Genomic DNA, 23901 nt, shown 5'->3' with positions numbered 1-23901 from the left:
TCTCCGCGCGGTCATCTGCGAATCGCAGATGACCGCGCGGAGAAATGACGAATTGGGGTGGAGTTACGCCAGGTAGGGCGCGACCGCGGTGTCGAAGCCCGCGATGGTGCGGCGCACGGCCTCGGCCGGATCCGTGTCCCAGATGTCCTGGTTCAGCAGCTCGACCTCGACGTCGCCGGTGTAGCCGGCGGCCTCGACGGCACGGGTCATGTCCGAGAAGTCGATGACGCCGTCGCCGGGGTAGTGGCGCGAGAGCAGGTTGTCGGCCGCGAGCGGCGTCTTCCAGTCACACACCTGGTAGCTGGCGATGCGTCCCTCGGCGCCCGCGCGGGCGATCTTCGGGAGGACCTCCGGATCCCACCACAGATGGAACGAGTCGACCGTCACGCCCACGACCTCGGGATCGAAGTCGGCGGCGATGTCGAGCGCCTGGTCGAGGGTTGAGAGCACCGAGCGGTCCGACGCGTACATCGGGTGCAGCGGCTCGAGCGCGAGCTGCACACCCTGATCCTTCGCGTACGGGGCGAGCGTCGCGACGGCGTCGCGCACGCGGTCGCGCGCGCCGACGAGGTCGCGCGAGCCCTCGGGCAGGCCGCCGACGACGATCACGAGCGCGGCTCGGGATCCGTCTGCGCCCGCGGCCGCGAGGGCGGCGGTCTCGTCGATCGCGCGGCGGTTATCGTCGAGGGCGGCCACGCGCGCGGGGCCCTCCTCGGCCGTGAACCAGCCACCGCGGCAGTGTGTCGAGTAGCGCAGGCCCGAGTCGGCGATCATCTTCACCGATTCGGCGAGGCCCGCCTCCTGCACCTGCTCGCGCCAGAGACCGATTGACTCGATCCCCGCGGCCTTCACGACCTCGATCGCCTGGGCGACCGTCGTGTACTTGATCGTCGCCTGGTTGATCGACAGGCGGGGATGCGGCGTGGTCATGCGGTCACTCCGTTCAGGCGCAGGTAGTCGTTCCAGCGCTGCACCGCGAGTTCGGGCTTCTCGAGCGCGTTCGCGTCGTTCGCGAGGCGCACGATCTCCGAGAGGTGCGGCAGGCTGCGCGCGGAGTGCAGGCCACCGATCATCTGGAACGCGGCCTGGTGGCCATTGAGCCACGCGAGGAACGCGACGCCGGTCTTGTAATAGAAGGTCGGCGCGGCGAACACCTGTCGGCTGAGCGCCTCGGTTGGTTGCAGCAGCTCGTAGTAGCGGTCGGGGTCACCGGCGTCGAGCGCCTGGATCGCGGCCGACGCCACGGGCGTGATCGCCGCGAAGGCGCCGAGCAGCGCGTCGGAGTGCGTGCGGCTCGTGCCCTCCGTGCGAGCGGGCTGCTCGGCCTGGGGAACGTCCGCGCCGCCGATGAGGCCGACGTAGTTGAAGTCGTCGCCGGTGAACATGCGTACACCCTCGGGCAGGCGCTCGCGGACGTACACCTCGCTGTCGGCGTCGAGCAGGCTCATCTTGATGCCGGCGACCTTCGCCTCATTCTCGGCGATGATGTCGACGACGGTGTCACCCGAGACGTGCCAGTCGCTCGAGCCGAAGTAGCCCTCGAGGATCGGGTCGAAGGCGGTGCCGAGCCAGTGCAGCACGACCTTGCCCGAGGCCTTCGCGAGCACCGCGCGGTACACGCTGCGGTAGTCGTCGGCGCCCGTGGCGATGCGCGCCAGGTGGCGGCTCGCCATCAGCACGGGAACGGTGCCGTGCTCTTCGGCGTGCTCGAGCTGGTAGACGTAACCGTCGATGACCTGCTGCAGCGTGATGATCTCGTCGTCGATGTGGTCGGTGTTGACACCGACCGCGACCGATCCGCCCTCTTCGCGGGCGACCTCGGCCGAGCGAGCGATCAGCTCGCGCACCGCGGTCGCGTCGATGCCCATGTTGCGCTGCGCGGTGTCCATGGCGTCGGCGACGCCGAGTCCCCACGAGTACACCGAGCGGCGGAACGCGAGCGTCGCGTCCCAGTCGATCGTCGCGGGCTGGCCCGGCGTGTTGTCGGCCCAGGCGATCGGCGCGACGTGCGCGGCGGCGTACGCCACGCGCGAGCGCAGCCCGTTCTCGGGCTTCGTGAAGGCGGCGGCGCCGTTCACGGGGGCGAGCGACGTGGATCCGTCCTCGCCCAGCAGGATGAAGCTGTCGGTCATGATTACTTCAGAACGATCTCGTCGAGCGTGACCTTGGCGCCGGTCGTGTTCGACTCGAGGCCGGCCTGCGCGAGCTGCATGCCGCGGGCACCCGCGAGCAGGTCGAACGGGTAGTCGGTGCCGGTGACGTAGCTCTCGAGGAACTCCTGCCACTGCTGGCGGAAGCCGTTGAGGAAGACCTCGTTGTTGGGAACCTGCTGCCACGTGGCGTCGTAGTCGATCGTGTCCTCGAGGTCCGGGTTCCAGACCGGCTTCGGGGTCGCGTTGCGCGGCTGGATGCGGGCGCCGAAGAGGCCGACAACGGCGGATCCGAGGGTGCCGTCGATGTGGAACTCGACGAGCTCATCGCGGTTCACGCGCGTGGTCCACGACGAGTTGATCTGGGCGATCGCGCCGCCCTCGAGCTCGAACACGCCGTACGCGGCGTCTTCCGCGGTGGTGTCGTAGTGCTCGCCGTTCTCGTCCCAGCGGTTCGGGATGTGGATCGAGGCCTGCGTGTAGACCGTGTTGACCTTGCCGAACAGGTTCTCAAGCACGTAGTTCCAGTGCGGGTACATGTCGACGATGATGCCGCCGCCGTCTTCGACGCGGTAGTTCCAGCTGGGACGCTGGGCGGGCTGCCAGTCGCCCTCGAAGACCCAGTAGCCGAACTCGCCGCGGACCGAGAGGATCTCGCCGAAGAAGCCCGAGTCGATGAGGCGCTTGGCCTTCTGCAGGCCCGGCAGGTAGAGCTTGTCGTGCACGACACCGGCCTTGACGCCGGCGTCCTTCGCGAGCTGCGCCAGCTCGATGGCCTCTTCGAGGCTCTCGGCAGTGGGCTTCTCGGTGTAGATGGTCTTGCCGGCGGCGATGGCCTTGCGGAGCGCGGTCGCGCGAGCCTTCGTCACGAGGAAGTCAGCGTAGATCTCCCACTTCGGGTCGGCGAGGGCCGCGTCGAGGTCGGTCGTGTAGTCCTCGATGCCGTGGCGCTGCGCGAGCTCGGCGAGCTTGGCCTCGCTGCGGCCGACGAGCAGCGGGCGGACGGTGACCTTGGTGCCGTCTGCGAGCTCGAAGCCGCCCTCGTCGCGGATCGCGAGGATCGAGCGAACGAGGTGCTGACGGTAGCCCATGCGCCCCGAGGCGCCGTTCATGATGATGCCGATCTCGCGGACGGCGGGGGTGTTGTCGGTCACAATGCTTCCTTGCTCTTGGCTGACGGTAAGCGCTTTCCGCGCTAATGAGAGTGTGCCACAGGAATGTGGTGGGTGCAATTCCCGCGCTCCGGGCAATGAGTCGCCGTCTTACGGTGCGTGTCGATAGATGACGCAGGCTCTCGTCAGGGTGGTGGTGCGGATGGTTGAATCGCCCCACCAGCCGCCGGAAGGACACCCCAATGACCACGCTCATCGCGTCCCGCAACCGCCTCGCCGAGCTGCGCGAGCGCTTCCGACCGAACTTCGAGTCGATCGCCGAGGGGGCAGCAGAGCGCGACCGCTCGGGCCAGCTTCCCTACGACGAGATCGCCACGCTCGCGAAGGCCGGTTTCGGCGCGATCCGCGTGCCCGTCTCGCACGGCGGATCCGGTGCGACCCTCACCGAGCTGTTCGAGCTCTTCGTCGACCTCGCGGCCGCCGACTCGAACATCGCGCAGGCCCTGCGCGCGCACTTCGCGTTCGTGGAGGACCGCCTCGTCGCCGAGCCCGGCCCCGGCCGCGACAAGTGGCTCGCGCGCTTCGTCGCGGGCGAGCTCGTGGGTAACTCGTGGACCGAGGTCGGCACCGTCAAGGTCGGCGACGTCATTACGAAGGTCACGCCCGACGGCAACGGCGGCTTCCGCATCAACGGCACGAAGTACTACTCGACCGGATCCATCTTCGCCGACTGGCTCGACACCTACGCGGAGCGCACCGACACCGGCAAGCGCGTCATCGCCGCGGTGAACCGCCACCAGGACGGTGTCGAGCTCGCCGACGACTGGGATGGCTTCGGCCAGCGCACGACCGGAACGGGCACGTCCACGTTCATCGACGCCGTCGTCGACGAGGAGAACCTCATCGACTTCGACACCCGCTTCAAGTACCAGACCGCGTTCTACCAGCAGGTGCTGCTCGCGGTGCTCGCCGGATCCGCCCGCGCCGCCGAGCGCGACTTCGCCGCAGAGGTGAAGAAGCGCACCCGCACCTTCAGCCACGCGGCCGCGAACGTCGCGTCCGAGGATCCGCAGCTGCTGCAGGTGATCGGAGAGGTCTCGTCGGCCGCGTTCGTCGCGACCGCCGCGGTGCAGCGCGTCTCGGAGGCGCTGCAGGGCGCCCACGACTCCGCCGTCGCGCTGCTGAATGGCGAGATCACCGTTGACGAGGACGAGGCGGCGAACGACGCCGCCGAGCTCGCGTCGGCGCAGGCGCAGGTCACGCTGACGCCGCTCGTGCTGAACGCCATCAGCCATGCCTTCGACTCGCTCGCGGCATCCGGCACGAGCCGCACGAAGGATCTCGACCGCCACTGGCGCAACGCGCGCACGGCCGGCAGCCACAACCCGTGGGTCTTCAAGGCGCGCCTCATCGGCGACCTCGCCGTCAATGGAACTGATCTGCCCCGCGTGTGGGCGATCGGCGCGTCGAAGTAGCGCGACAACGAAAGAGAGCGCCCGCTGGTGATCAGCGGGCGCCCTCTTTCGTTGTCTGCGTCAGTCGCGCAGGGGGAGCTGTGCGATGAGGGTGTCGAGCTTGTCGGCGGTGTCTTCCCAGCCGTCGACGGCGACGCAGGCGACGCCCATCGCGAGCACGGGGTAGTCGTTGCCGTCTTCGTCGAGGCGGTCGCCGTAGAACAGCATGTCGGAGAGGTCGATTCCGGTCTCGGCGGCGAGCTGGTTCATGCCGTAGGCCTTGTCGATGCCCTTGCGGGTGATGTCGACCGAGGTGGATCCGCCGGAGCGGACCTCGAGGTCGGGCACGCGGGCGGCGACCGCGTCGCGCAGCGCGGACTTCTTCTCGCTCGTCGGATCCCATGCCTTCTTCGCGTCGACGGGTGCGGCCTGGCCGAGGGCGGAGAAGGTGATCTGGGATCCGCGGTCTTCGAGGATGGGGCCCCAGGTGTCGGTCTCCCAGTAGCCGAGGCGCTTGGCTTCTTCTTCGACGGCGGCGAGGGCGCGGGTCTTTTCGTCGTCGGTGAGGTCGCGGGAGTAGAGGAGCGCGAACTCGTCGCCGTTGTGGCGGTAGTAGGCGGTGCCGCAGGTGGGGAGGAGGTGGATGTGGCCGAGGGCGTCGGCGGCATCGGGGAGGTTGTCGACGACCTGGCTGCGGAACTGGCTGATCTGTCCGCCGGAGATGATGGCGACTTCGACGCGTCGGGCGAGGTCGACGAGTTGCTGGGCGACTCGGGGGTTGACGGGCGACTTCGATGGCGCGAGGGTGTCGTCGAGGTCGAAGGCGACGACGAGCGGCTGAGATTCAGTCATGCGCACTATTCTTGCCGATGCTGCCTCGAGAGGCGGTGAGCGGATCCGCCCGAAGGTGGGAATCCGTCGTGAGAGGCCGGATCCGTTCGCGCTCGGGTGTCGGATCCGGTAACGTTGCTTGTTGGTGCGCGCGCTGTCGCGCATCCGAACGTGAGCCCTCCACCGGTTTGTTGCCGCGATTTTCGCTGTCAACCGCCCCGGAGTGGGATTCACGAACCTCTCCGTTCGACAAGAAAGCAGCACTATCGTGACTCGCACTTACACCCCGAAGGCTGGCGACGCTCAGCGCGACTGGCTCGTGATCGACGCCAACGACGTCGTTCTCGGCCGCCTCGCCTCGCACGCTGCGGCGCTCCTGCGCGGCAAGCACAAGACGACCTTCGCCCCCCACATGGACATGGGTGACTTCGTCATCATCATCAACGCTGACAAGGTCGTCCTCACGGGCAACAAGGCCGAGAACAAGCGTGCCTACCGTCACTCGGGTTACCCGGGTGGTCTGAAGTCGGTCAGCTACACCGAGCTGCTCGAGAACAACCCGGTTCGCGCCGTGGAGAAGGCCGTTCGCGGCATGCTTCCGAAGAACACCCTCGGTCGCAACCAGCTGGCGAAGCTGAAGGTGTACGCGGGTGCCGAGCACCCCCACGCCGCTCAGAAGCCCCAGACGTACACTTTCGACCAGGTCGCCCAGTAAGCGCCGCGGCTTTAAAGGACTAACTCGTGACTGAAGACGTTCAGAACTACACCACCGAGACCCCGGCCGAGGCCGAGGTTGTCGCCGAGCGCCCCGTGGTTAGCGTCCCCGGCGCTGCTGTCGGTCGCCGCAAGCAGGCTATTGCCCGCGCGCGCCTGATCCCCGGCGAGGGCTCCTTCACGGTCAACGGCCGTGAGCTCGCGGAGTACTTCCCCAACAAGCTGCACCAGCAGCTCATCACCGACCCCTTCACGCTGCTCGGCCTCTCGGGTGCCTACGACGTGATCGCTCGCATCAGCGGTGGCGGCCCCTCGGGCCAGGCCGGCGCGTTGCGTCTCGCGATCTCGCGTGCGCTCAACGAGATCGACCGCGAGAACAACCGTCCCGCCCTCAAGAAGGCTGGCTTCCTCACCCGTGACGCCCGCGTCATCGAGCGTAAGAAGGCCGGTCTCAAGAAGGCCCGCAAGGCTTCGCAGTTCTCGAAGCGCTGATCGAGCCCTCTATGGCTCTTTTCGGCACGGATGGTGTGCGAGGGCTCGCCAATGGCGCCCTCACCGCCGACCTTGCTCTCTCCCTGGCCCAGGCGACTGCTGTCGTCCTGGGCCAGGGGCGTTCTGCAGAGGCGCGTCGCGCCCAGGGGCGTCGCACGAAGGCCGTGATCGCACGCGATCCGCGCATTTCGGGCGACTTCCTGGGGGCCGCCGTCTCGGCAGGGCTCGCTGCGAGCGGGGTCGATGTGTATGACGCGGGTGTGATCCCGACGCCGGCTCTCGCGTTCCTCGTGAACGACTTCGATGCCGACTTCGGCATCATGATTTCGGCGTCGCACAACCCCGCTCCCGACAACGGCATCAAGATCTTCGCCCGCGGCGGAGTGAAGCTGCCCGACATCGTCGAGGAGCGCATCGAGCACTACATGGACGAGCCCAAGCTGCTCCCCACCGGTGCCGATGTGGGGCGGATCCGCCGATTCGCCGACGCAGAAGACCGCTACCTGCTGCACCTTCTGGGCACGCTCCCCGCGCGCCTCGACGGGCTGCACGTCGTGATCGACTGCGCGAACGGCGCCGCGAGCGGCGTCTCGCCGCAGCTGTTCGCCGACGCGGGCGCGCGCGTGACCGTCATCGGTGCGGATCCGGACGGCATCAATATCAACGACGGCATCGGATCCACGCACCTCGACGTGATCTCGAAGGCCGTCGTCGAGCACGGCGCCGACGTGGGCATCGCCCACGATGGCGACGCCGACCGCTGCCTCGCGGTCGACGCCGAGGGCAACCAGATCGACGGCGACCAGATCATGGCGATCCTCGCCGCGTCGCTCCACGAGCGCGGACTGCTCGCGCAGGACACTCTCGTCGCCACGGTCATGAGCAATCTTGGCCTCAAGGTGGCGATGCAGGAGCGTGGGATCCGCGTCGTGCAGACCGCCGTCGGCGACCGCTACGTTCTCGAAGAGATGAACCGTTCGGGCTACTCGCTCGGCGGCGAGCAGTCGGGCCACGTCATCATGAACGACCACTCGACCACGGGCGACGGGCTCCTCACGGGCCTGCAGCTGGTGGCCGAGATGGCTCGCACGGGCAAGACCCTCGCCGAGCTCGCGTCGATCATGACGGTGTTCCCGCAGACGATGATCAACGTCAAGGGCGTCGACAAGACGCGCGTCGACGACGAGCAGGTTCAGGCGGCCGTCGAGGCTGTCGAGGCCGAGCTGGGCGATTCGGGCCGCGTGCTCCTGCGCCCCTCGGGCACCGAGCCCCTCGTGCGCGTCATGGTTGAGGCCGCCACGCACGACGAGGCCGAGCAGGCCGCGTCCGGCCTCGCCGAGATCGTGCGCGAACGCCTCGCGCTGTAGTTCTCGCTGGAACAAGAATGCACAGTCCCTTGGGGGCTGTGCATTTTTGTTGTGTGGGCCGTACGTGCGGAGTTGGCCCCTATCTGCGGATCCGCGTGCTCGAGTCTTCCGCAGTACGGGGTCATGTCCGCAGTTCCGGGTCTGCCCCGCGGATCCGGCGCCGCGCGGCCCGCGCTGTGACCCGCAACAGCGGAGTTGGCCCGGATCTGCGGATCCGTGAGGGGTTTCTTTCCGCAGTATGGGGTCATGTCCGCAGTTCCGGGTCTGCCCCGCGGATCCTGCCCCGCGCGCCCTGCGCTGTGGCCCCTAATCACGGAGCTGGCCCGGATCTGCGGATCCGCGAGGGGTTTCTTTCCGTAGTTCGGGGTCACTTCCGCAGTTTGAGCCACACGCGCGGATCCTGCGCCGCGCGGCCCGCGCTGTGACCCTAACTGCGGAGATGGTCCGTAATTGCGGATCCGGAGGACTGGATCATCCGCAGTTCGGGGTCAACTCCGCTGCTCGGGCGCGGGGCTTACCAGCCCATGTCCTCCGCGTAGCGCAGGAGGATGCCCTCGCGGAGGGCCCACGGACTGACCTCGAGCTCGGACACGTTGAGCGCCTTCATCGCCTCGTTCAGCACGACCGCGCCGGCCGTGATTTGGAAGGTGCGCTCGGGCGTGATGCCGGGCAGTTCTTGGCGCGACGTGGCGGGCACGCGCGCGAGCACGGGGATCCACGACTCGAGCTCCTGCTGCGGCAGCATCCACCGTGCGGCGCCGCCCCAGCCGCTGCGCTTGTAGCCGACGAGGCGAGCGAGCGAGCGGATCGTCTTCGAGGATCCGACGACGTGATCGGGGGAGGGGATCCGCCCGAAGCGCGCGGCAACGGCCGCGAGCGTCTCTTCCGAGTGGAACGCGAGCTTTTCGACGGCGGCATCGCCGGGCGGATCCTGCGGCAGGAACTCGACCGTCATGCGGCCAGCCCCGAGCGGCACGGATTCGGCGAGCTCGGGGAACTCGTCGGATCCGCCGGCGATCTCGAGGGATCCGCCGCCGATGTCGAACATGAGGATCTGCCCGGCCGACCAGCCGAACCAGCGGCGCAGCGCGAGGAAGGTGAAGCGCGCCTCCTCGGGGCCCGTCAGCACCTGGAGCTGTTGGCCGATCGCCTCTTCGATGAGGGCGATGACCTTCGGGCCGTTCGTCGATTCGCGGATCGCGCTCGTCGCCGTCGCGAGAAGCTCGTCGACCTGCTCGGTCTCGGCGACCGCGCGGGCGCGCCGCACTGCCGCGAGGATGCATTCGATGCCCTCGTCGGAGATGGATCCGTCGTCGGTGAGGTACCGCATCAGGCGCAGGGTCGACTTCTCGCTCGTCTTCGCGAGCGGCCGTCCGCCCGGCTGCGTATTGGCGACGAGCAGGTGGACAGTGTTCGATCCGATGTCGAGAACCCCGAGGCGCATAGGAAAAACTTAGCGCTATTGGGGGTCGCCAAAAAACGTCGCCTCGGCGGCATCAGAGGCGACGTTTTATGGCGACCCCGTGGTGGCCGTAAAATCGGACGAATGACGGCTGATAGCAGTTCACTGCAGCTCTCGCTCTACCGCGATATTCCCCGCACCGAGTGGGCGCGACTCGCGCGCGGCATGGACCAGCCGCTGACCGAGCAGGAGATCGTGCAGATCCGCGGGCTCGGCGACCGCCTCGACGTCAACGAGGTGCGCGACGTCTACCTGCCGCTCAGCCGCCTGCTCAGCGCGTGGGCCGCGGGGACTCGCCAGATCGGATCCGAGGTCGCGACCTTCCTCGGCGAGGACCAACCGCGGATCCCGTTCGTCGTTGGCGTCGCCGGATCCGTCGCCGTCGGGAAGTCCACCGTCGCGCGCCTGCTGCGCGAATTGATGAGCCGGTGGGCGGATACCCCGCGCGTCGAGCTCGTGACGACCGACGGGTTCCTCTACCCGAACGCCGAGCTCGAGCGCCGCGGCATCATGAGCCGCAAGGGCTTCCCCGAGTCGTACGACCGCCGCGCGCTCGTCGACTTCGTGACGCGCGTGAAGTCGGGCGAGCCCGAGGTACGCGCGCCGTTCTACTCGCACATGAAGTACGACATCATGCCCGACGCGGCCGTCGTCGTGCGCCAGCCCGACGTGCTCATCGTCGAGGGCCTCAACGTGCTGCAACCGCCGCCCGCGCCGAACGACGTCGCCGTCAGCGACCTCTTCGACTTCTCGATCTTCGTCGACGCCGAGACCGCGCACATCGAGCAGTGGTTCGTGAATCGCTTCCTGAAGTTCCGCGAGGGCGCGTTCGCGAACCCCGAGTCATACTTCAAGGTGTTCCAGCACCTCTCCGACGCCGAGGCTATCGAGACCGCGCGCGGGATCTGGCGCGAGATCAACCTGCCGAACCTCACCGAAAACGTCGAGCCGACCAAGCACCGCGGCACCCTCGTGCTGCGTAAGGGCCCGGAGCACTCGGTCGAGAGCGTGCTGCTGCGGAAGCTGTAGGGGCTTTCCGGCACGAAGTGGGACATGCCTCGAGGCGTGTCCCAGTTGTGGTCGGAATGGCGCGGCTATTCCCGCACGAAGTGGGACATGCATCCAAGCGTGTCCCAGTTGTGGCCGGAATGGCGCGGCTATTCCCGCATCAACTGGGACACGCCCTCACCCCCGCCGGGCCGAGGACGCAGCCAGGTGGGCGCGCATCGCGGCCGATGCCGTGACCGCGTCCCCGGCACGGATGGCCTCGACGATGAGCCGGTGCTCCGCGATCACGGTCGCCGCGACCGCGTCGGTCAGCCGGGCGTGGGGGAGCACGATCGTCGTCGCCCCGAGCCGCGTCAGCATCTCGCCCAGGTAGCGGTTGTGCGAGGCGATCGCGATCGCGTTGTGCAGCGCGAAGTCGGCCTCGACCGACTCGGCCGGAAGCGTCGCCGCCGCGAGCCGCGCGAGCGCCGCGTCGAGCGCGGCCAGGTCGTCGGCCGTGCGGTGGCGTGCCGCGAGCGCCGCCGCCTCCTGCTCGATCGCGGTGCGAAACGCGTGCAGCTCGGCGCGCTCGGCGGATCCGGTCGCCTGTAACCAGCCGTCCCCGCCCTCGGCGGGCGGCGTGAGGGCGTAACTTCCGGATCCGGTGCGGGTGCGTACCAGCCCGCGCGTCTGCAGGCGCTGGATCGCCTCGCGGACGACCGCGCGGCTTGCGGAATAGTCGTCCGCGAGCCGCGCCTCGCTCGGCAGGCGCTCGCCGGGCGCGATGGATCCGCCGACGATGAGGCCGGCGATCGCGTCGGCGATCTGTTCGCCGCGGGATGTGGTCATGCCGTGATCGTGACCTTCTCGGTCGTCCAGGCGCGGGCCTGGTCGGTGAAGGTGATGCCGAGGCCGGGGCGGTTGGGCACGATCATGCGCCCGTCGCGGGTCTCGAGGCGCTCCTCGAAGAGCGGATCCAGCCAGTCGAAGTGCTCGACCCACGGCTCGCGCGGGTAGCAGGCGGCGAGGTGCAGGTGGATCTCCATCGCGAAGTGCGGCGCGAGGTCGAGACCCGCCTGGTCGGCGAAGGTCATGAGACGCAGGAACTGCGTGATGCCGCCGACGCGCGGGGCGTCGGGCTGGATGATGTCGCACGCGCGCGCCTCGATGAGTCGCTCGTGCTCGGCCACCGAGGCGAGCATCTCGCCCGTCGCGATGGGGGTGTCGAGGGCGCGGGCGAGGTCGGCGTGGCCCTCGGCGTCGTAGGCGTCGAGGGGCTCCTCGATCCACACGAGCTCGAGCTCCTCGAAGCGGCGTCCCATGCGCAGGGCGGTCGCGCGATCCCACTGCTGGTTCGCGTCGACCATCAGCGGCGCGTCGCCGATGTGCTCGCGCACGGCGCGCACGCGGCGCAGATCCTCGGAGCTATCGGGCAGGCCGACCTTGACCTTGATGCCGCCGATGCCCTCCTCGAGCGACTGCGTCGCGCGGGCCTTGACCTCGTCGAGCGAGGCGTTGAGGAAGCCTCCCGAGGTGTTGTAGGTGCGCACGCTGTCGCGATGGGATCCGAGCAGCTTCGACAGCGGGAGCCCCGCGCGCTTCGCCTTGAGGTCGTAGAGCGCGATGTCGATCGCGGCGAGGGCCTGCGTCGCGACGCCCGAGCGGCCGACCGACGCGCCCGCCCAGAGCAGCTTCGAGTAGAGCTTCTGGATGTCGTTCGGATCCTCGCCGATGGCGGCTCCCGCGACCTCCTTCGCGTGGGCGTACTGGGCGGGCCCTCCGCCGCGCTTCGAGTAGCTAAAGCCGTGACCCGAGAAGCCCTGCTCGGTCTCGATCTCGGCGATGAGAAAAACGACCTCGGTCATGGGCTTTTGGCGCCCGGTGAACACCTTGGCGTCGGAGATGGGGACGGACAGCGGCAGGCGCAGGGTCGACAGGGTGATGGCGCGGATCGCGTCGGGGGTGTAGGTCATGGTCTCCTCCTCGAGATATTTACAAGCTATCAGACAGGTTAGAAATCTGTCATGCAGGGTTCGCTCACGGATTCGCCAGATTAGGATCATTCGCATGTGTGGAATCGTCGGATACGTCGGCCCCCGGGACAGCCAGGGCATCCTCGTCGCGGGCCTCGCTCGACTCGAATACCGCGGGTACGACTCCGCCGGTATCGCGGTCGTTGGTGAGAACGGGCGCCTGACCGCCCGCAAGAAGGCGGGCAAGCTCGCCGCCCTCCGCGAATCGCTCGAACAGGATCCGATGGGGCGCGGAACCACCGGAATCGGTCACACCCGCTGGGCAACGCACGGTGGCCCGACCGACCTCAATGCCCACCCGCACCTCGCCGATGGTGACCGCCTCGCGGTCATCCACAACGGCATCATCGAGAACTTTGCCGAGCTGAAGAAGGAGCTCGTCGCCGAGGGCGTCGAGTTCCTCAGCGAGACTGACACCGAGGTCGCCGCGCAGCTGATCGCGCGCGCCTACCGCGAGACGGGCGACCTCGTCGCCGCGTTCCGCGCCGTCGTCAACCGCCTCGACGGCGCGTTCACGCTGCTCGCGACGCACGAAGACCACCCGGATCTCGTCGTCGGCGCCCGCCGCAACTCGCCGCTCGTCATCGGGCTGGGCGAGGGGGAGAACTTCCTCGGATCCGACGTCGCGGCCTTCGTGGAGCACACCCGCCGCGCGCTCGCGATCGGTCAGGACGAGATCGTCGCGATCACGCCCGACAAGGTCACCGTCACCGACTTCGACGGCAACAGCGTCGAGCCGCAGCCGTTCGAGGTGTCGTGGGACGCCTCGGCCGCAGACAAGGGCGGCTGGTCGAGCTTCATGGCGAAGGAAGTCTCGGAGGAGCCCGAGGCCGTCGCCAACACCGTGCGCGGACGCGTCAAGGACGGCCGCATCTCGATCCCCGAGCTCGAGGGACTCGACGAGCTGTTCGTCGGCATCGAGCGCGTCGTGATCCTCGCCTGCGGCACCGCGTACTACGCGGGCCTCGTCGGCAAGTACGCGATCGAGAAGTGGTCGCGGATCCCCGTCGTCGTCGAGCTCGCCCACGAGTTCCGCTACAGCGACCCGATCGTGTCGGAGTCGACGCTCGTCATCTCGATCAGCCAGTCCGGCGAGACCATGGACACGCTGATGGCCGTCAAGGAGGCCGCCCGCCTCGGCGCCAAGACGCTCTCGATCTGCAACACGCAGGGATCCACGATCCCGCGCGAATCCGACGCCGTCGTCTACACGCACGCGGGCCCCGAGGTCGCCGTCGCGTCGACGAAGGCCTTCGTCGCGCAGATCACCGCGCTCTACCTGTTCGCCCTGCACATCGCCGACGTCCGCGGATCCTTGGACCAGGCGGTCTCGGACGAGGCGGTCGCGCAGCTGGAGGCGCTCCCGTCGAAGATCCAGTGGATCCTCGACAACGAGCAGGACCGCATCGAGCAGCTCGCCGGCTGGATGGCCGACACCCGCTCGGTGCTCTTCCTCGGTCGCCACGTGGGCTACCCGATCGCGCTCGAGGGCGCGCTCAAGCTCAAGGAGATCTCCTACATTCACGCCGAGGGCTTCGCCGCCGGCGAGCTGAAGCACGGCCCGATCGCGCTCGTCGAGCCCGGCCAGCCGGTGTTCGTCGTCGTGCCGTCGCCGCGCGGATCCGTCACCATGCACCAGAAGGTCATCTCGAACATCGAGGAGATCCGCGCCCGCGGTGCCCGCGTGATCGCGATCGCCGAGCAGGGCGACTCGGCCGTGCTGCCGTCGGCCGACGAGGTGCTGCGGATCCCGCTCGCGAGCCCGCTCTTCGAGCCCCTCCTCGCCGTCGTGCCGCTGCACATCTTTGCGATGGGCCTCGCCACGGCCAAGGGCCTGGACGTCGACCAGCCCCGCAACCTGGCCAAGTCGGTCACGGTCGAGTAAGCCGCTCATTCCCGCCACAAGTGGGACACACCTCGGGGCGTGTCCCACTTTGTGCGGTTATGGGGCTGCTATTCCCGCCAAAACTGGGACATGCTTCGACCCGTGTCCCACTTTGTGCGGTTATGGGGCTGCTATTCCCGCACGAACTGGGACACGCTTCGACCCGTGTCCCACTTGGTGCGGGAATGGGGCCGCTATTCCCGCCGAAAGTGGGACACGCCCTGAAGCGTGTCCCACTTTCGGCGGCATGGCGCCCCGCCCTGGGATCGGGAGCGCAGGTCGGCTTACTAGGCTGAAGAGATGATCATCGGGGTAGGCGTCGACATGGTCGACATCGAGCGGTTCGAGGGGCAGATTGCGCGCTCGCCGCGTCTGATGGAGCGCCTCTTCACGCCGCACGAGCGCGACCTGCCCCTGCGCTCCCTGGCCGCGCGCTACGCGGCGAAGGAGTCGCTGATCAAGGCGCTCGGCGGATCCGATGGGGTCTTCTGGCAGGAGATCGAGGTTCCCCGGCTGGGGGAGCGGCAGGCGCCGAATTACAAGATCTCCGGCGAGACCGCCGTGACGCTCGAGGCGCGCGGCGTGGCCCGCACGCACCTCTCGCTCTCGCACGATGGCGGGCTGGCGCTGGCATACACGATTCTGGAAGGCGGCATCTGATGGCGACATCTCCGACTCGCGAGGCGATCATCGATCGCGGAGCCATCGAGCACAACGTCCGCACCCTGCGCGCCGCCGCGCAGACGCGCGAGTTCATCGCGGTCGTGAAGGCGAACGGATACGGGCACGGATCCGTCGCCGCGGCCCACGGGGCGATCGCCGGCGGCGCGAGCCGCCTGGGCGTCGCCGACATCTCCGAGGCGCTCGAGCTGCGCGCCGCCCGCATCGACCACCCGATCATCGCGTGGCTGCACGGCCCCGACACCGACTTCGCGCCCGCGATCGCGGCGAACATCGAGCTCGGCCTTTCGACGATCGAGCAGCTGCGCCGGGTCGCGTCGCAGGCCGGATCCGCCGTGCCGCTCGTGCACCTGAAGTTCGAGACGGGCCTGGGGCGGGGCGGATCCGCGCCCGCGCACTGGAGTGCGTTCATGGCCGAGGCCTCGCGCCTCGAGCGCGAGGGCCGCCTGCGGGTCGAGGGCGTTTTCAGCCACCTGTCCGGCGCGTCGCCGGAGGACGACCTCGCGCAGCTCGACGTGTTCCGCGACGCGATGGCGCGGGCGATCGATGCGGGGCTGCGCCCGCGGATCCGGCACATCGCGGCGACCGCCGCGGCGCTCGACCTGCCGGCGACGCGGCTCGACGCCGTGCGCATCGGGCTCGGCATTTATGGCCTCTCGCCGTTCGATGACCGCTCGTCGGCCGACCTCGGGCTGCGCCCCGCGATGACGCTGCAGGCACCCGTCGCGGCGGTGCGCCGCGTGAAGGCCGGACATGGCGCGTCGTACGGATATACCTACCGCGCCGAGCGCGACACGACCTTCGCGCTCGTGCCCATCGGATACGCCGACGGAGTGCCGCGCCAGGCCTCGAACCGCGGCCCGGTGCGCATCGGCGGGCAGCGCTTCCACGTGGCGGGCCGCGTCGCGATGGATCAGTTCATCGTCGACGTCGGCGACGCCCCCGTGAAGGTGGGCGACCGCGCGGTGCTGTTTGGGGATCCGCTGCGGGGCGCGCCGACCGCGACCGAGTGGGCCGACGCGGCCGACACGATCAACTACGAGATCATCACGCGCCTCGGCCCGCGCGTGACCCGCACGATCGTCTAAAAACACGGTTGTCTAAAAACACCGTCGCCTAAGAGGAAGAACACACAATGGTTCCCGATGAGCTGCTCGGCCGGCACGAGATCGCGACGTCCGCCCAGATGGAGGCTCTCGGCGAGGCGCTCGGCAAGAGCCTCGTCGCGGGCGACATGCTCGTGCTGACGGGCCCGCTGGGCGCCGGCAAGACGACGCTCACGCGCGGAATCGGCGAGGGCCTCGGCGTGCGAGGGCCGGTGCAATCGCCGACGTTCGTGATCGCGCGCACGCACCCGTCGCTCGTCGGGGGCGCCCCGCTCATCCACGCCGACGCGTACCGGCTCGGCGACTCGGGCGAGCTCGAGGATCTCGATCTCGACCTCGACGGATCCGTCACGATCGTCGAGTGGGGACGCGGCCTCGTCGAGCAGATCGCCGACGAGTGGTGGGACATCGAGATCGAGCGCCCGGTCGGCGAGGCCGACGACGCCGAGAACCTCGACCTCGACGCCCCGCGCACCGTTGTCATAACGAGACACGCGTAAGGCTGGTTGTAAGCGAGCCGCCCCTACCCTGGAGGGGATGATCCTCGCAATCGATTCCTCGATCGGCTCCGCCGTCGCCGTCGTCGACCCAGACACCGAAGAGGTGCTCGGGCAGGCGCAGAGCGAGACCAGCCGCGGCCACGCCGAGGTGATCGGCACGCTCATTCAGCAGGCGCTCGAGCAGGCGGGCCTCACCGCCGCAGACATCTCGGTTGTCGCGGCGGGCATGGGCCCCGGCCCCTTCACGGGGCTCCGGATCGGCATCGCCGCGGCCCGCGCGTTCGCGATCGGCCGGGGGATCCCCGTCATCCCGGTCGCGAGCCACGACGCGGCCGCGCTCGAGATCCTGGAACAGGATCCGGAAGCCCGCGTCGTGATCACGACCGACGCGAGGCGCCGCGAGAACGCGGTCAGCACCTACGAGGGCCTGAGCGATGGCCTCCCGAACCGCACCGAGGGCCCGACTCTCGTCCCGGTCGAGCGCGCCGAGACTCTGAAAATCGGTCGAGATTCGAAAGAAAAGCCAGATCCGGTCAGAATCTCGCCCGATCCTCAGAATCTCAGCGACCCCACCCCCGAGCCCACGCCCCGAGAGCAGAGCGAAGCGAATGCTCCCACGGCCCCGCAGGCATCGGGTCTGGCGGGAGGATCCGCGGAGCGGATCCGGGGGACTGCGGGGCCGGGGGAGCATCCGCGAAGCGGCCAGCCCAAAGCGATTCCGCGAAGCGGAGAGCCAACGACCACAATCCCGGCAAAGTACCTCGCAATCATCGCGGCCCGCCAGCTCAAGACAGGCAGGGTAGAGCACCTCGACCCCCTGTACCTCCGCGCCCCCGACGCGAAGATCCCGGGTGCGGTGAAGCGGGTGAGCACGTGATCCGCACGGCGACGCCAGGCGATCTGGCGGCGATCATGGCGATCGAGAACGCGAGCTTCCCGACGGACGCGTGGCCGGAGTACGCGATGGCGGCCGAGCTCGCGAGCCCGCACGGCCGGTACATCGTGGACGAGGAGGACGGGATCCGCGGATACGCGGGCCTGCGCCACCTCGCGGGCGGCGCGGATAGCGACGTGCAGACGATCGCGGTGGCCGCGGAGGCGCGGGGCCAGGGCCTCGGCCGAAGGCTGCTGAGGGAGCTGCTCGAGACGGCGCGGGAGAGGAACGCCCGCGAGGTGTTCCTCGAGGTTCGCGCCGATAACCCGGTCGCGCAGGGGCTGTACGAGAGCGAGGGCTTCGTCGAGATCGGGCGACGCGCGCGCTATTACCAGCCGGATGATGTTGACGCCGTGATCATGAAGTGTGACCTGAGGAGGATCGCATGACCGAGCCCCTCGTTCTGGGCATTGAGACGAGCTGCGACGAGACCGGCATCGGTATCGTGCGCGGCCGCACCCTGCTGAGCAACACGATCGCGTCGAGCATGGACGAGCACGCCCGCTACGGCGGCGTCGTGCCGGAGGTCGCGGCGCGCGCGCACCTCGACGCGCTGCAGCCGACGATCGAGCAGGCGGTCGCCGAGGCAGGGATCCGGTTGCGGGATCTCGATGCCGTCGCCGTCACGAGCGGGCCGGGTCTCTCGGGCGCGTTGATGGTGGGCGTGGGCGCGGCGAAGGCCCTCGCGGTCTCGCTCGAGAAGCCGCTCTACGCCGTGAACCACCTCGTCGGCCACATCGCGGCCGACATCGTGACGCCCGATAGCGAGCCGCTGGAGTATCCGACGATCGCGCTGCTCGTCTCGGGCGGGCACACGTCGCTGCTGCATGTGCGCGAGATCACGACCGACGTCGAGATGCTCGGCGAGACGATCGACGACGCGGCGGGCGAGGCGTTCGATAAGGTCGCCCGGATCCTCGGCCTCCCGTACCCGGGCGGCCCGCAGATCGACCGCGCGGCGGTCGGCGGGGATCCGAACGCGATCCGGTTCCCGCGCGGGCTCAGCCGGGCCAGCGACATGGCGGCGCACCGCTGGGACTTCTCGTTCTCGGGCCTCAAGACCTCGGTCGCGCGCTGGGTGGAGCAGCACGAGGGCGAGGACCTGCCGGTCGCCGATGTCGCGGCGAGCTTCCGCGAGGCCGTCGTCGACGTGCTCGTGACGAAGGCGCTCGATGCGTGCGAGGAGCGCGGCGTTCCGCGCCTGCTGCTCGGCGGCGGCGTGATCGCGAACAAGCGGCTGCGCGAGGTCGCGCTCGAGCGCGCCGCGGCGCGCGGCGTGACGGTGCGGATCCCGCCGCTGAGCCTCTGCACCGACAACGGCGCGATGATCGCGGCGCTCGCATCGCAGCTGATCTCGAGCGGCCGGCGCCCGTCGACGCTCGACTTCGGCGCGGACTCGACACTGCCCGTCACCGAGATTCAGGTCGCGGAAACGTCATGACCGAGACGCGTGCGCAGGACGTCGGCCCGATGAATCGGGGCACCGGCGCGCGCGGCGCGGAGCAACGCATCGTGGATCCGGCGACCGGCCCGATCACGCTTGCGGCCGACACCTTCGGGCACATCCTGCCCGAGTTGCAGGCGACGCCCGCGCGGCGGCGCCTGCGGCCCGTGACGACGCTCGTCGTGGTCGCGGTGACGCTCGCCTCGGTCGGGCTGATCGTGTCGTGGTTCGGGCCGTGGGGCGCCGGTTTCGGCGTCATCGGCGCGCTCATCGGCCTCATCGCGCAGCTCCGCCAGCGGGCGCGCACGTCGTGGTGCGTCTCGAGCTACGTGATCGGGGGCGTCACTGTACTGTTCAGCAGCTACTGGGTGTGGTGGATCCTCGACGAACTGTCGACGTTCACGCCTCCGGCGTAGGGATCGTCTCGAAGCGGCTGCGCGCCAGATCCTGCGGCCGCGAATTCGCGAGAAACGCGATGATTTGCTCACGCACGGCGCAGCGGAGCGTCCACAGTTGGTCGCCATCGGCAGCCGTCATGGTGGCGCGTAGCTGCGCGACACCGCCGGACGCGTCGGTAACGACAAGTCCCCAGCTGCGCCGATCCCACTCGGGCGTGCGGTCGAGGATCCGCTCTACCTCGGCCCGGACCGCTGCGACGTCGACGTTGTAGTCCGCTTCGAAATACACGGTGCCGGTGAGTTGCGTCTGATTACGAGTCCAGTTCGTATACGGCGTCGTGGTGAAGTAGGTCGACGGCAGAACGTGCCGGCGGTCGTCCCAGATCTGCACCACCACGTATGTCAAGGTGATCTCTTCGACCTTGCCGAATTGGTCGTTCACCTCGACGGTGTCACCAACCTTGAGCGCGTTCGAAAATGCCAGCTGGATCCCCGCGATGAGGTTGCCGAGCGTCGACTGCGCGGCGAGACCCGCGACGATCGAGACGAGGCCAGCGGAGGCGAACAATGACGCACCGAAAGCCTTGGCCCCTGGAATTGTGAGCAGCATCGCGGCGGCAGTGAGCACGACGACGATGGCGATCACGAGACTGCGGATCATGCGCAGTTGCGTGCGGCGACGACGCACGGTGAATTCGTCGCCGACCGACGAATCCTGGCGGCGTTGCGCGCCGTCGAGGAGGAAGATGACGACTTTGCCGAGGATCCAGCCAGTGACCGCGATGATCGCAAGCGTCAGGGCGTAGGAAGCGGCGCCGCGCGCCTCCGCAAAATCCCGGGGGAAGAACGCGGCGACGGAGCCGCGCCACCCGATGACGGCCAGTAGGAAGAAGATGGGCCGGGGGAACCGGCGCTGCAGCTCCGTGAAGACCTCGGCGCGACCGCTGAGGCGGCCGGTGACGGCGCTGAAGATCCAGCTCGCGACGAAAGCGACGATGAGCACGACGCCCGCGGCGACGATGAGCGCGCCCCAGGCGGCCCACGGATTCTCGTCAACGATCTCAGCGATATCGCTCATTTCAGTCCGCATGGATCCACTCTAGATACGACGAGGCCCCGGATGCTGAGCATCCGGGGCTTCGAAGGTACGTCAGCGCTCGACGATGGCGAGGACGTCGCGGGCCGAGAGCACGAGGTACTCGTCAGCGCCGAACTTCACCTCGGTTCCGCCGTACTTGCTGTAGAGAACGACATCGCCAACCGCAACGTCGACCGGCACGCGGTTGCCGTTGTCGTCGATGCGACCCGGTCCGACGGCCACGACGGCGCCCTCCTGGGGCTTCTCCTTGGCGGTGTCAGGGATGACGAGTCCGCTCGCGGTGGTCTGCTCAGCCTCGACCTGCTTGATGACGATGCGGTCCTCGAGCGGCTTGATGGAAACCGACACGGTCTACCTCTTTCTGACAGAAGACTTGGGTTCGCACTCTCACCCCGAGAGTGCTAATTGCCAGTGTAGAACCGTCTCTGGCACTCGCGCAACGTGAGTGCCAATTACGCTGGAACTCATGGAACACGCAGAGCTCGACGCGCTCCTCACGCCGCAGGCGATGGCGCTCCTCGACGAGCTGGATCCCGTCGAAACGACGAACGACGTAGCCCGCGTCGTCTCGCGGCTTCGCGCCGCGGGGCACGGGCCGGATCTCGTTTCGGCGGTCGTCGGGCAGTCGCGCCTGCGCCACCGCGCGACCGCGAAGTTCGGCGAGTTCGCGGGCCGCATGCTGTTCACGAAGGCGGGCCTCGAGCAGGCCACGCGCATGTCGGTCTCGGCCCACCACGCGGGCCGCTTCGCGCGCGCGGGCCTCACCTCGGTCGCGGATCTCGGATGCGGCATCGGCGGCGACAGCCTCGCCTTCGCGGCCCTCGGGCTGCGCGTGCTCTCGGTCGACGCCGACGACGTCACGGCGGCGCTCGCGGCATACAACCTGCGCCCGTTCGGCGACGCCGTCGAGGTGCGCCACGGCACCGCCGAAGAGACGAACGTCGACGACGTCGACGCCGTCTGGCTGGATCCGGCCCGCCGCACGACGGGCCACAGCGAGACCCGCAGGGTGTCGGCCGACGACTATTCGCCGAACCTCGACTGGACCTTCGCCCTCGCGGCCCGCAAGCCCGCCGGCATCAAGCTCGGCCCCGCACACGACCGCGACGCCCTCCCGGAGGGCTGCGAGGCGCAGTGGATCAGCGTCGACGGATCCACCGTCGAGCTCGTCGTCTGGTCGGGCGCGCTCGCCCGCGAGGGCGTCGGCCGCGCGGCCCTCGTGATCCGCGGCGACGCCGCCCACGAGATCACCGCACCCGAGGACACCGCCGACGAGCCCGTGCGCGAGCTCGGATCCTTTATCCACGAACCCGAGGGATCCGTGATCCGCGCGCGCCTGATCGGCGACGTCGCGCGCGCGCTCGAGGCGGGCCCCGTCGCCGAGCAGATCGCGTACCTCACGGGCGACGCGGATCGGCGGAGCCCGTTCGCGACGACGTTCCGGGTCCGCGAGGTGCTGCCGGCGGATCCGAAACCGCTCGCGAAGGCGCTGAAGGAGCGGGGGATCGGCACGCTCGAGATCAAAAAGCGCGGCGTCGACATCGACCCGGCGGAGTTCCGTAAGAAGCTGAAGCTGTCGGGCAAGGCCAAGGCGACGCTGTTCGTGACCCGCATCGGCGGGCGGCGCACGGCGATCCTTGCCGACCGTATGGAATAGCCGAGAAGCCCTGTCAGTTATCGGCCATACAATGGGCGGAAACGCCGCGCACCTGCAGGAGAGTCACATAATGACGCAAAACGATCCCTTCGGCTTTATCGGTCTCACCTATGACGACGTGCTGCTCCTGCCCGGGCACACCGACGTCATCCCGAGCGAGGCGGATACGTCCTCGCAGCTGACGAAGCGGATCCGCGTGCAGGTTCCCCTGCTCTCCGCAGCCATGGACACCGTGACCGAGGCCCGCATGGCGATCGCCCTCGCGCGCCAGGGCGGCATCGGCATCCTGCACCGCAACATGTCGATCGAAGACCAGGCCGCGGCCGTCGATCGCGTCAAGCGCAGCGAGTCGGGCATGGTCACCGACCCCATCACGACGTCGCCCGACGAGACCCTCGCCGAGGTCGACGCGCGCTGCGCCGAGTACCGCATCTCGGGCCTTCCCGTCATCGACGACGAGGGCAAGCTCGTCGGCATCGTCACGAACCGCGACATGCGCTTCGTCTCGGCCGAAGACAAGAAGACCACGCTGGTGAAGGACGCGATGACGAGCGAGAACCTCGTCACCGGCTACCCCGGCATCCCGAGCGAAGAGGTCGTCGCGCTCTTCAGCAAGCACCGCGTCGAGAAGCTCCCGCTCGTCGACGACAAGGGCGTGCTGCGCGGCCTCATCACGATCAAGGACTTCGACAAGCGCGAGCAGTACCCGCTGTCGACGAAGGACGAGCAGGGCCGCCTCCGCGTCGGCGCGGCCATCGGCTTCTTCGGCGAGGCATGGAAGCGCGCCGAGGCGCTGCGCGACGCGGGCGTCGACGTCATCGTCGTCGACACCGCCAACGGCCAGTCGCAGGGTGTCATCGACATCGTCACGAAGCTGAAGGCAGACCCGAGCTTCGCGCACATCGACATCATCGGCGGCAACATCGCCACCCGCGAGGGCGCGCAGGCGCTCATCGACGCGGGCGTCGACGCCGTCAAGGTCGGCGTGGGCCCGGGCTCGATCTGCACCACGCGCGTCGTCGCCGGTGTGGGCGTGCCGCAGGTGACCGCCGTCTACGAGGCCTCGCTGGCCTGCCGCGCGGCGGGCGTTCCGCTCATCGCCGACGGTGGCCTGCAGTACTCGGGCGACATCGCGAAGGCGCTCGTCGCCGGCGCCGACACCGTCATGCTCGGCTCCCTCCTCGCGGGCACGAGCGAGTCGCCCGGCGAGCTGATCTTCCAGAACGGCAAGCAGTTCAAGCAGTACCGCGGCATGGGCTCGCTCGGCGCGATGCAGACCCGCGGCAAGCAGACCTCGTACTCGAAGGACCGCTACTTCCAGGCCGACGTGCCGAACGACGACAAGCTGATCCCCGAGGGCATCGAGGGCCAGGTGCCGTTCCGCGGCCCCGCCGCCGCCGTCGTGTACCAGCTCGTGGGCGGCCTGCGTCAGTCGATGTTCTACGTCGGCTCGCGTACGATCGACGAGCTGAAGAGCAAGGGCAAGTTCGTGCGCATCACGCCCGCGGGCCTCAAGGAATCGCACCCGCACGACGTTCAGATCGTCGTCGAGGCCCCGAACTACACGCGCTGACGAAAGGCATCACACGGTGAGC

Annotated in this window: 24 protein-coding genes; 15 read left to right on the top strand and 9 right to left on the bottom strand. The window is 68.8% G+C overall.

All coding sequences use genetic code 11. From position 1 onward, the window contains the following. Nucleotides 1–63: 63 nt before the first annotated feature. Genes DTO57_RS10105 through DTO57_RS10095 form a run of 3 tightly spaced genes read right to left on the bottom strand, consistent with a single transcriptional unit; the run spans nucleotide 64 to nucleotide 3262 of the window. Nucleotides 64–930 (bottom strand): sugar phosphate isomerase/epimerase family protein, encoded by an 867-nt coding sequence (locus DTO57_RS10105; protein ID WP_114118110.1) that lies wholly within the window; start codon nucleotides 928–930, stop codon nucleotides 64–66. Beyond that, the gene (locus DTO57_RS10100) at nucleotides 927–2132 is read right to left on the bottom strand and encodes a dihydrodipicolinate synthase family protein (protein WP_114118109.1); all 1206 of its coding nucleotides are present in this window, start codon (nucleotides 2130–2132) and stop codon (nucleotides 927–929) included. The genes DTO57_RS10105 and DTO57_RS10100 overlap by 4 nt, the downstream gene beginning before the upstream one ends. Before the next feature lie 2 nt (nucleotides 2133–2134). Further along, a complete protein-coding gene (locus tag DTO57_RS10095; protein WP_114118363.1) occupies nucleotides 2135–3262 on the bottom strand; it encodes a Gfo/Idh/MocA family protein in 1128 nt (375 codons plus the stop codon). A gap of 242 nt (nucleotides 3263–3504) precedes the next feature. Here DTO57_RS10095 and DTO57_RS10090 point away from each other — a divergent pair, with 242 nt between their 5' ends. Beyond that, on the top strand, nucleotides 3505–4737 hold the full coding sequence (locus tag DTO57_RS10090; RefSeq protein ID WP_114118108.1) for an acyl-CoA dehydrogenase family protein: 1233 nt from the start codon (nucleotides 3505–3507) through the stop codon (nucleotides 4735–4737). A gap of 60 nt (nucleotides 4738–4797) precedes the next feature. On the opposite strand, the gene DTO57_RS10085 is transcribed toward DTO57_RS10090, so the two are convergent. Further along, complete coding sequence (locus DTO57_RS10085; protein WP_114118107.1) at nucleotides 4798–5568, bottom strand: HAD-IIB family hydrolase; 771 nt, start codon at nucleotides 5566–5568, stop codon at nucleotides 4798–4800. A 247-nt stretch (nucleotides 5569–5815) separates the two neighbouring features. On the opposite strand from DTO57_RS10085, the gene rplM reads away from it, so the two are divergent. The 3 genes from rplM to glmM are packed head-to-tail and all read left to right on the top strand — an operon-like array spanning nucleotide 5816 to nucleotide 8120. After that, a complete protein-coding gene (rplM, locus tag DTO57_RS10080; protein WP_114118106.1) occupies nucleotides 5816–6262 on the top strand; it encodes a 50S ribosomal protein L13 in 447 nt (148 codons plus the stop codon). Between the two features lie 26 nt (nucleotides 6263–6288). Then, nucleotides 6289–6753: a 30S ribosomal protein S9 gene (gene rpsI / locus DTO57_RS10075; RefSeq protein ID WP_114118105.1), complete on the top strand. Its 465-nt coding sequence runs from the start codon at nucleotides 6289–6291 to the stop codon at nucleotides 6751–6753. An 11-nt stretch (nucleotides 6754–6764) separates the two neighbouring features. Beyond that, nucleotides 6765–8120: a phosphoglucosamine mutase gene (gene glmM / locus DTO57_RS10070; protein WP_114118104.1), complete on the top strand. Its 1356-nt coding sequence runs from the start codon at nucleotides 6765–6767 to the stop codon at nucleotides 8118–8120. A 514-nt stretch (nucleotides 8121–8634) separates the two neighbouring features. Here the strand turns inward: glmM and DTO57_RS10065 are convergent. Beyond that, nucleotides 8635–9564, bottom strand: a complete 930-nt coding sequence (locus DTO57_RS10065) for a Ppx/GppA family phosphatase (RefSeq protein WP_114118103.1) — start codon at nucleotides 9562–9564, stop codon at nucleotides 8635–8637. Nucleotides 9565–9666: 102 nt separating this feature from the next. Between DTO57_RS10065 and coaA the strand changes: the two genes are divergently transcribed. Then, entirely contained in the window at nucleotides 9667–10611 is a 945-nt protein-coding gene (coaA, locus tag DTO57_RS10060) for a type I pantothenate kinase (protein WP_114118102.1), read from the top strand. Between the two features lie 156 nt (nucleotides 10612–10767). Here coaA and DTO57_RS10055 read toward each other — a convergent pair whose 3' ends face one another. Both DTO57_RS10055 and DTO57_RS10050 read right to left on the bottom strand, forming a co-directional pair. Beyond that, nucleotides 10768–11418 (bottom strand): FadR/GntR family transcriptional regulator, encoded by a 651-nt coding sequence (locus DTO57_RS10055; RefSeq protein WP_114118101.1) that lies wholly within the window; start codon nucleotides 11416–11418, stop codon nucleotides 10768–10770. Beyond that, nucleotides 11415–12542: an L-talarate/galactarate dehydratase gene (locus DTO57_RS10050; RefSeq protein WP_114118100.1), complete on the bottom strand. Its 1128-nt coding sequence runs from the start codon at nucleotides 12540–12542 to the stop codon at nucleotides 11415–11417. The genes DTO57_RS10055 and DTO57_RS10050 overlap by 4 nt, the downstream gene beginning before the upstream one ends. A 94-nt stretch (nucleotides 12543–12636) precedes the next feature. On the opposite strand from DTO57_RS10050, the gene glmS reads away from it, so the two are divergent. The 8 genes from glmS to DTO57_RS10010 all read left to right on the top strand — a co-directional run bounded on the left by glmS (nucleotide 12637) and on the right by DTO57_RS10010 (nucleotide 19568). After that, complete coding sequence (gene glmS, locus DTO57_RS10045) at nucleotides 12637–14487, top strand: glutamine--fructose-6-phosphate transaminase (isomerizing) (protein ID WP_114118099.1); 1851 nt, start codon at nucleotides 12637–12639, stop codon at nucleotides 14485–14487. 300 nt (nucleotides 14488–14787) lie between these two features. Next, nucleotides 14788–15147: a holo-ACP synthase gene (locus DTO57_RS10040; RefSeq protein WP_114118098.1), complete on the top strand. Its 360-nt coding sequence runs from the start codon at nucleotides 14788–14790 to the stop codon at nucleotides 15145–15147. Next, on the top strand, nucleotides 15147–16256 hold the full coding sequence (gene alr, locus DTO57_RS10035) for an alanine racemase (protein ID WP_114118097.1): 1110 nt from the start codon (nucleotides 15147–15149) through the stop codon (nucleotides 16254–16256). The genes DTO57_RS10040 and alr overlap by 1 nt, the downstream gene beginning before the upstream one ends. A 47-nt stretch (nucleotides 16257–16303) precedes the next feature. Then, nucleotides 16304–16774, top strand: coding sequence for a tRNA (adenosine(37)-N6)-threonylcarbamoyltransferase complex ATPase subunit type 1 TsaE (tsaE, locus tag DTO57_RS10030; protein WP_114118096.1), 471 nt, complete (start codon nucleotides 16304–16306; stop codon nucleotides 16772–16774). 37 nt (nucleotides 16775–16811) lie between these two features. Then, complete coding sequence (gene tsaB / locus DTO57_RS10025) at nucleotides 16812–17651, top strand: tRNA (adenosine(37)-N6)-threonylcarbamoyltransferase complex dimerization subunit type 1 TsaB (protein ID WP_114118095.1); 840 nt, start codon at nucleotides 16812–16814, stop codon at nucleotides 17649–17651. Continuing rightward, complete coding sequence (rimI, locus tag DTO57_RS10020) at nucleotides 17648–18097, top strand: ribosomal protein S18-alanine N-acetyltransferase (protein WP_268235362.1); 450 nt, start codon at nucleotides 17648–17650, stop codon at nucleotides 18095–18097. Before tsaB ends, rimI begins: the two co-directional genes overlap by 4 nt. Further along, complete coding sequence (gene tsaD / locus DTO57_RS10015; RefSeq protein WP_114118094.1) at nucleotides 18094–19149, top strand: tRNA (adenosine(37)-N6)-threonylcarbamoyltransferase complex transferase subunit TsaD; 1056 nt, start codon at nucleotides 18094–18096, stop codon at nucleotides 19147–19149. Before rimI ends, tsaD begins: the two co-directional genes overlap by 4 nt. Beyond that, a complete protein-coding gene (locus DTO57_RS10010) occupies nucleotides 19146–19568 on the top strand; it encodes a hypothetical protein (protein ID WP_114118093.1) in 423 nt (140 codons plus the stop codon). The genes tsaD and DTO57_RS10010 overlap by 4 nt, the downstream gene beginning before the upstream one ends. Here DTO57_RS10010 and DTO57_RS10005 read toward each other — a convergent pair. Together DTO57_RS10005 and groES are read right to left on the bottom strand one after the other, a co-directional pair. Then, nucleotides 19552–20640, bottom strand: a complete 1089-nt coding sequence (locus DTO57_RS10005) for a mechanosensitive ion channel family protein (protein ID WP_114118092.1) — start codon at nucleotides 20638–20640, stop codon at nucleotides 19552–19554. The genes DTO57_RS10010 and DTO57_RS10005 overlap by 17 nt on opposite strands. Nucleotides 20641–20700: 60 nt before the next feature. Next, on the bottom strand, nucleotides 20701–20997 hold the full coding sequence (gene groES / locus DTO57_RS10000; protein ID WP_114118091.1) for a co-chaperone GroES: 297 nt from the start codon (nucleotides 20995–20997) through the stop codon (nucleotides 20701–20703). Nucleotides 20998–21115: 118 nt separating this feature from the next. Here groES and DTO57_RS09995 point away from each other — a divergent pair, with 118 nt between their 5' ends. Continuing rightward, a complete protein-coding gene (locus DTO57_RS09995) occupies nucleotides 21116–22306 on the top strand; it encodes a class I SAM-dependent methyltransferase (protein ID WP_114118090.1) in 1191 nt (396 codons plus the stop codon). Between the two features lie 70 nt (nucleotides 22307–22376). Beyond that, nucleotides 22377–23879 carry an IMP dehydrogenase gene (guaB, locus tag DTO57_RS09990; RefSeq protein WP_114118089.1) on the top strand — a complete coding sequence of 501 codons (1503 nt, stop codon included), beginning with the start codon at nucleotides 22377–22379 and terminating at the stop codon, nucleotides 23877–23879. Nucleotides 23880–23901 lie beyond the last annotated feature (22 nt).

Origin of the sequence: Microbacterium sorbitolivorans (assembly GCF_003327285.1) — a bacterium.
Lineage (GTDB): Bacteria > Actinomycetota > Actinomycetes > Actinomycetales > Microbacteriaceae > Microbacterium > Microbacterium sorbitolivorans.
The sequence above is the reverse complement of the archived record's forward strand: the minus strand, read 5'-3'. Positions and strand labels throughout refer to the sequence as shown.

What these genes read in the sequence shown, in the direction of transcription:
- DTO57_RS10105 (WP_114118110.1), bottom strand. Translation starts at nt 930, where the DNA reads ATGACCACGCCGCATCCCCGCCTGTCGATCAACCAGGCGACGATCAAG.
- DTO57_RS10100 (WP_114118109.1), bottom strand. Translation starts at nt 2,132, where the DNA reads ATGACCGACAGCTTCATCCTGCTGGGCGAGGACGGATCCACGTCGCTC.
- DTO57_RS10095 (WP_114118363.1), bottom strand. Translation starts at nt 3,262, where the DNA reads ATGAACGGCGCCTCGGGGCGCATGGGCTACCGTCAGCACCTCGTTCGC.
- DTO57_RS10090 (WP_114118108.1), top strand. Translation starts at nt 3,505, where the DNA reads ATGACCACGCTCATCGCGTCCCGCAACCGCCTCGCCGAGCTGCGCGAG.
- DTO57_RS10085 (WP_114118107.1), bottom strand. Translation starts at nt 5,568, where the DNA reads ATGACTGAATCTCAGCCGCTCGTCGTCGCCTTCGACCTCGACGACACC.
- glmM (WP_114118104.1), top strand. Translation starts at nt 6,765, where the DNA reads ATGGCTCTTTTCGGCACGGATGGTGTGCGAGGGCTCGCCAATGGCGCC.
- DTO57_RS10065 (WP_114118103.1), bottom strand. Translation starts at nt 9,564, where the DNA reads ATGCGCCTCGGGGTTCTCGACATCGGATCGAACACTGTCCACCTGCTC.
- coaA (WP_114118102.1), top strand. Translation starts at nt 9,667, where the DNA reads ATGACGGCTGATAGCAGTTCACTGCAGCTCTCGCTCTACCGCGATATT.
- DTO57_RS10055 (WP_114118101.1), bottom strand. Translation starts at nt 11,418, where the DNA reads ATGACCACATCCCGCGGCGAACAGATCGCCGACGCGATCGCCGGCCTC.
- DTO57_RS10050 (WP_114118100.1), bottom strand. Translation starts at nt 12,542, where the DNA reads ATGACCTACACCCCCGACGCGATCCGCGCCATCACCCTGTCGACCCTG.
- glmS (WP_114118099.1), top strand. Translation starts at nt 12,637, where the DNA reads ATGTGTGGAATCGTCGGATACGTCGGCCCCCGGGACAGCCAGGGCATC.
- DTO57_RS10040 (WP_114118098.1), top strand. Translation starts at nt 14,788, where the DNA reads ATGATCATCGGGGTAGGCGTCGACATGGTCGACATCGAGCGGTTCGAG.
- alr (WP_114118097.1), top strand. Translation starts at nt 15,147, where the DNA reads ATGGCGACATCTCCGACTCGCGAGGCGATCATCGATCGCGGAGCCATC.
- tsaE (WP_114118096.1), top strand. Translation starts at nt 16,304, where the DNA reads ATGGTTCCCGATGAGCTGCTCGGCCGGCACGAGATCGCGACGTCCGCC.
- tsaB (WP_114118095.1), top strand. Translation starts at nt 16,812, where the DNA reads ATGATCCTCGCAATCGATTCCTCGATCGGCTCCGCCGTCGCCGTCGTC.
- tsaD (WP_114118094.1), top strand. Translation starts at nt 18,094, where the DNA reads ATGACCGAGCCCCTCGTTCTGGGCATTGAGACGAGCTGCGACGAGACC.
- DTO57_RS10010 (WP_114118093.1), top strand. Translation starts at nt 19,146, where the DNA reads ATGACCGAGACGCGTGCGCAGGACGTCGGCCCGATGAATCGGGGCACC.
- DTO57_RS10005 (WP_114118092.1), bottom strand. Translation starts at nt 20,640, where the DNA reads ATGCGGACTGAAATGAGCGATATCGCTGAGATCGTTGACGAGAATCCG.
- DTO57_RS09995 (WP_114118090.1), top strand. Translation starts at nt 21,116, where the DNA reads ATGGAACACGCAGAGCTCGACGCGCTCCTCACGCCGCAGGCGATGGCG.
- guaB (WP_114118089.1), top strand. Translation starts at nt 22,377, where the DNA reads ATGACGCAAAACGATCCCTTCGGCTTTATCGGTCTCACCTATGACGAC.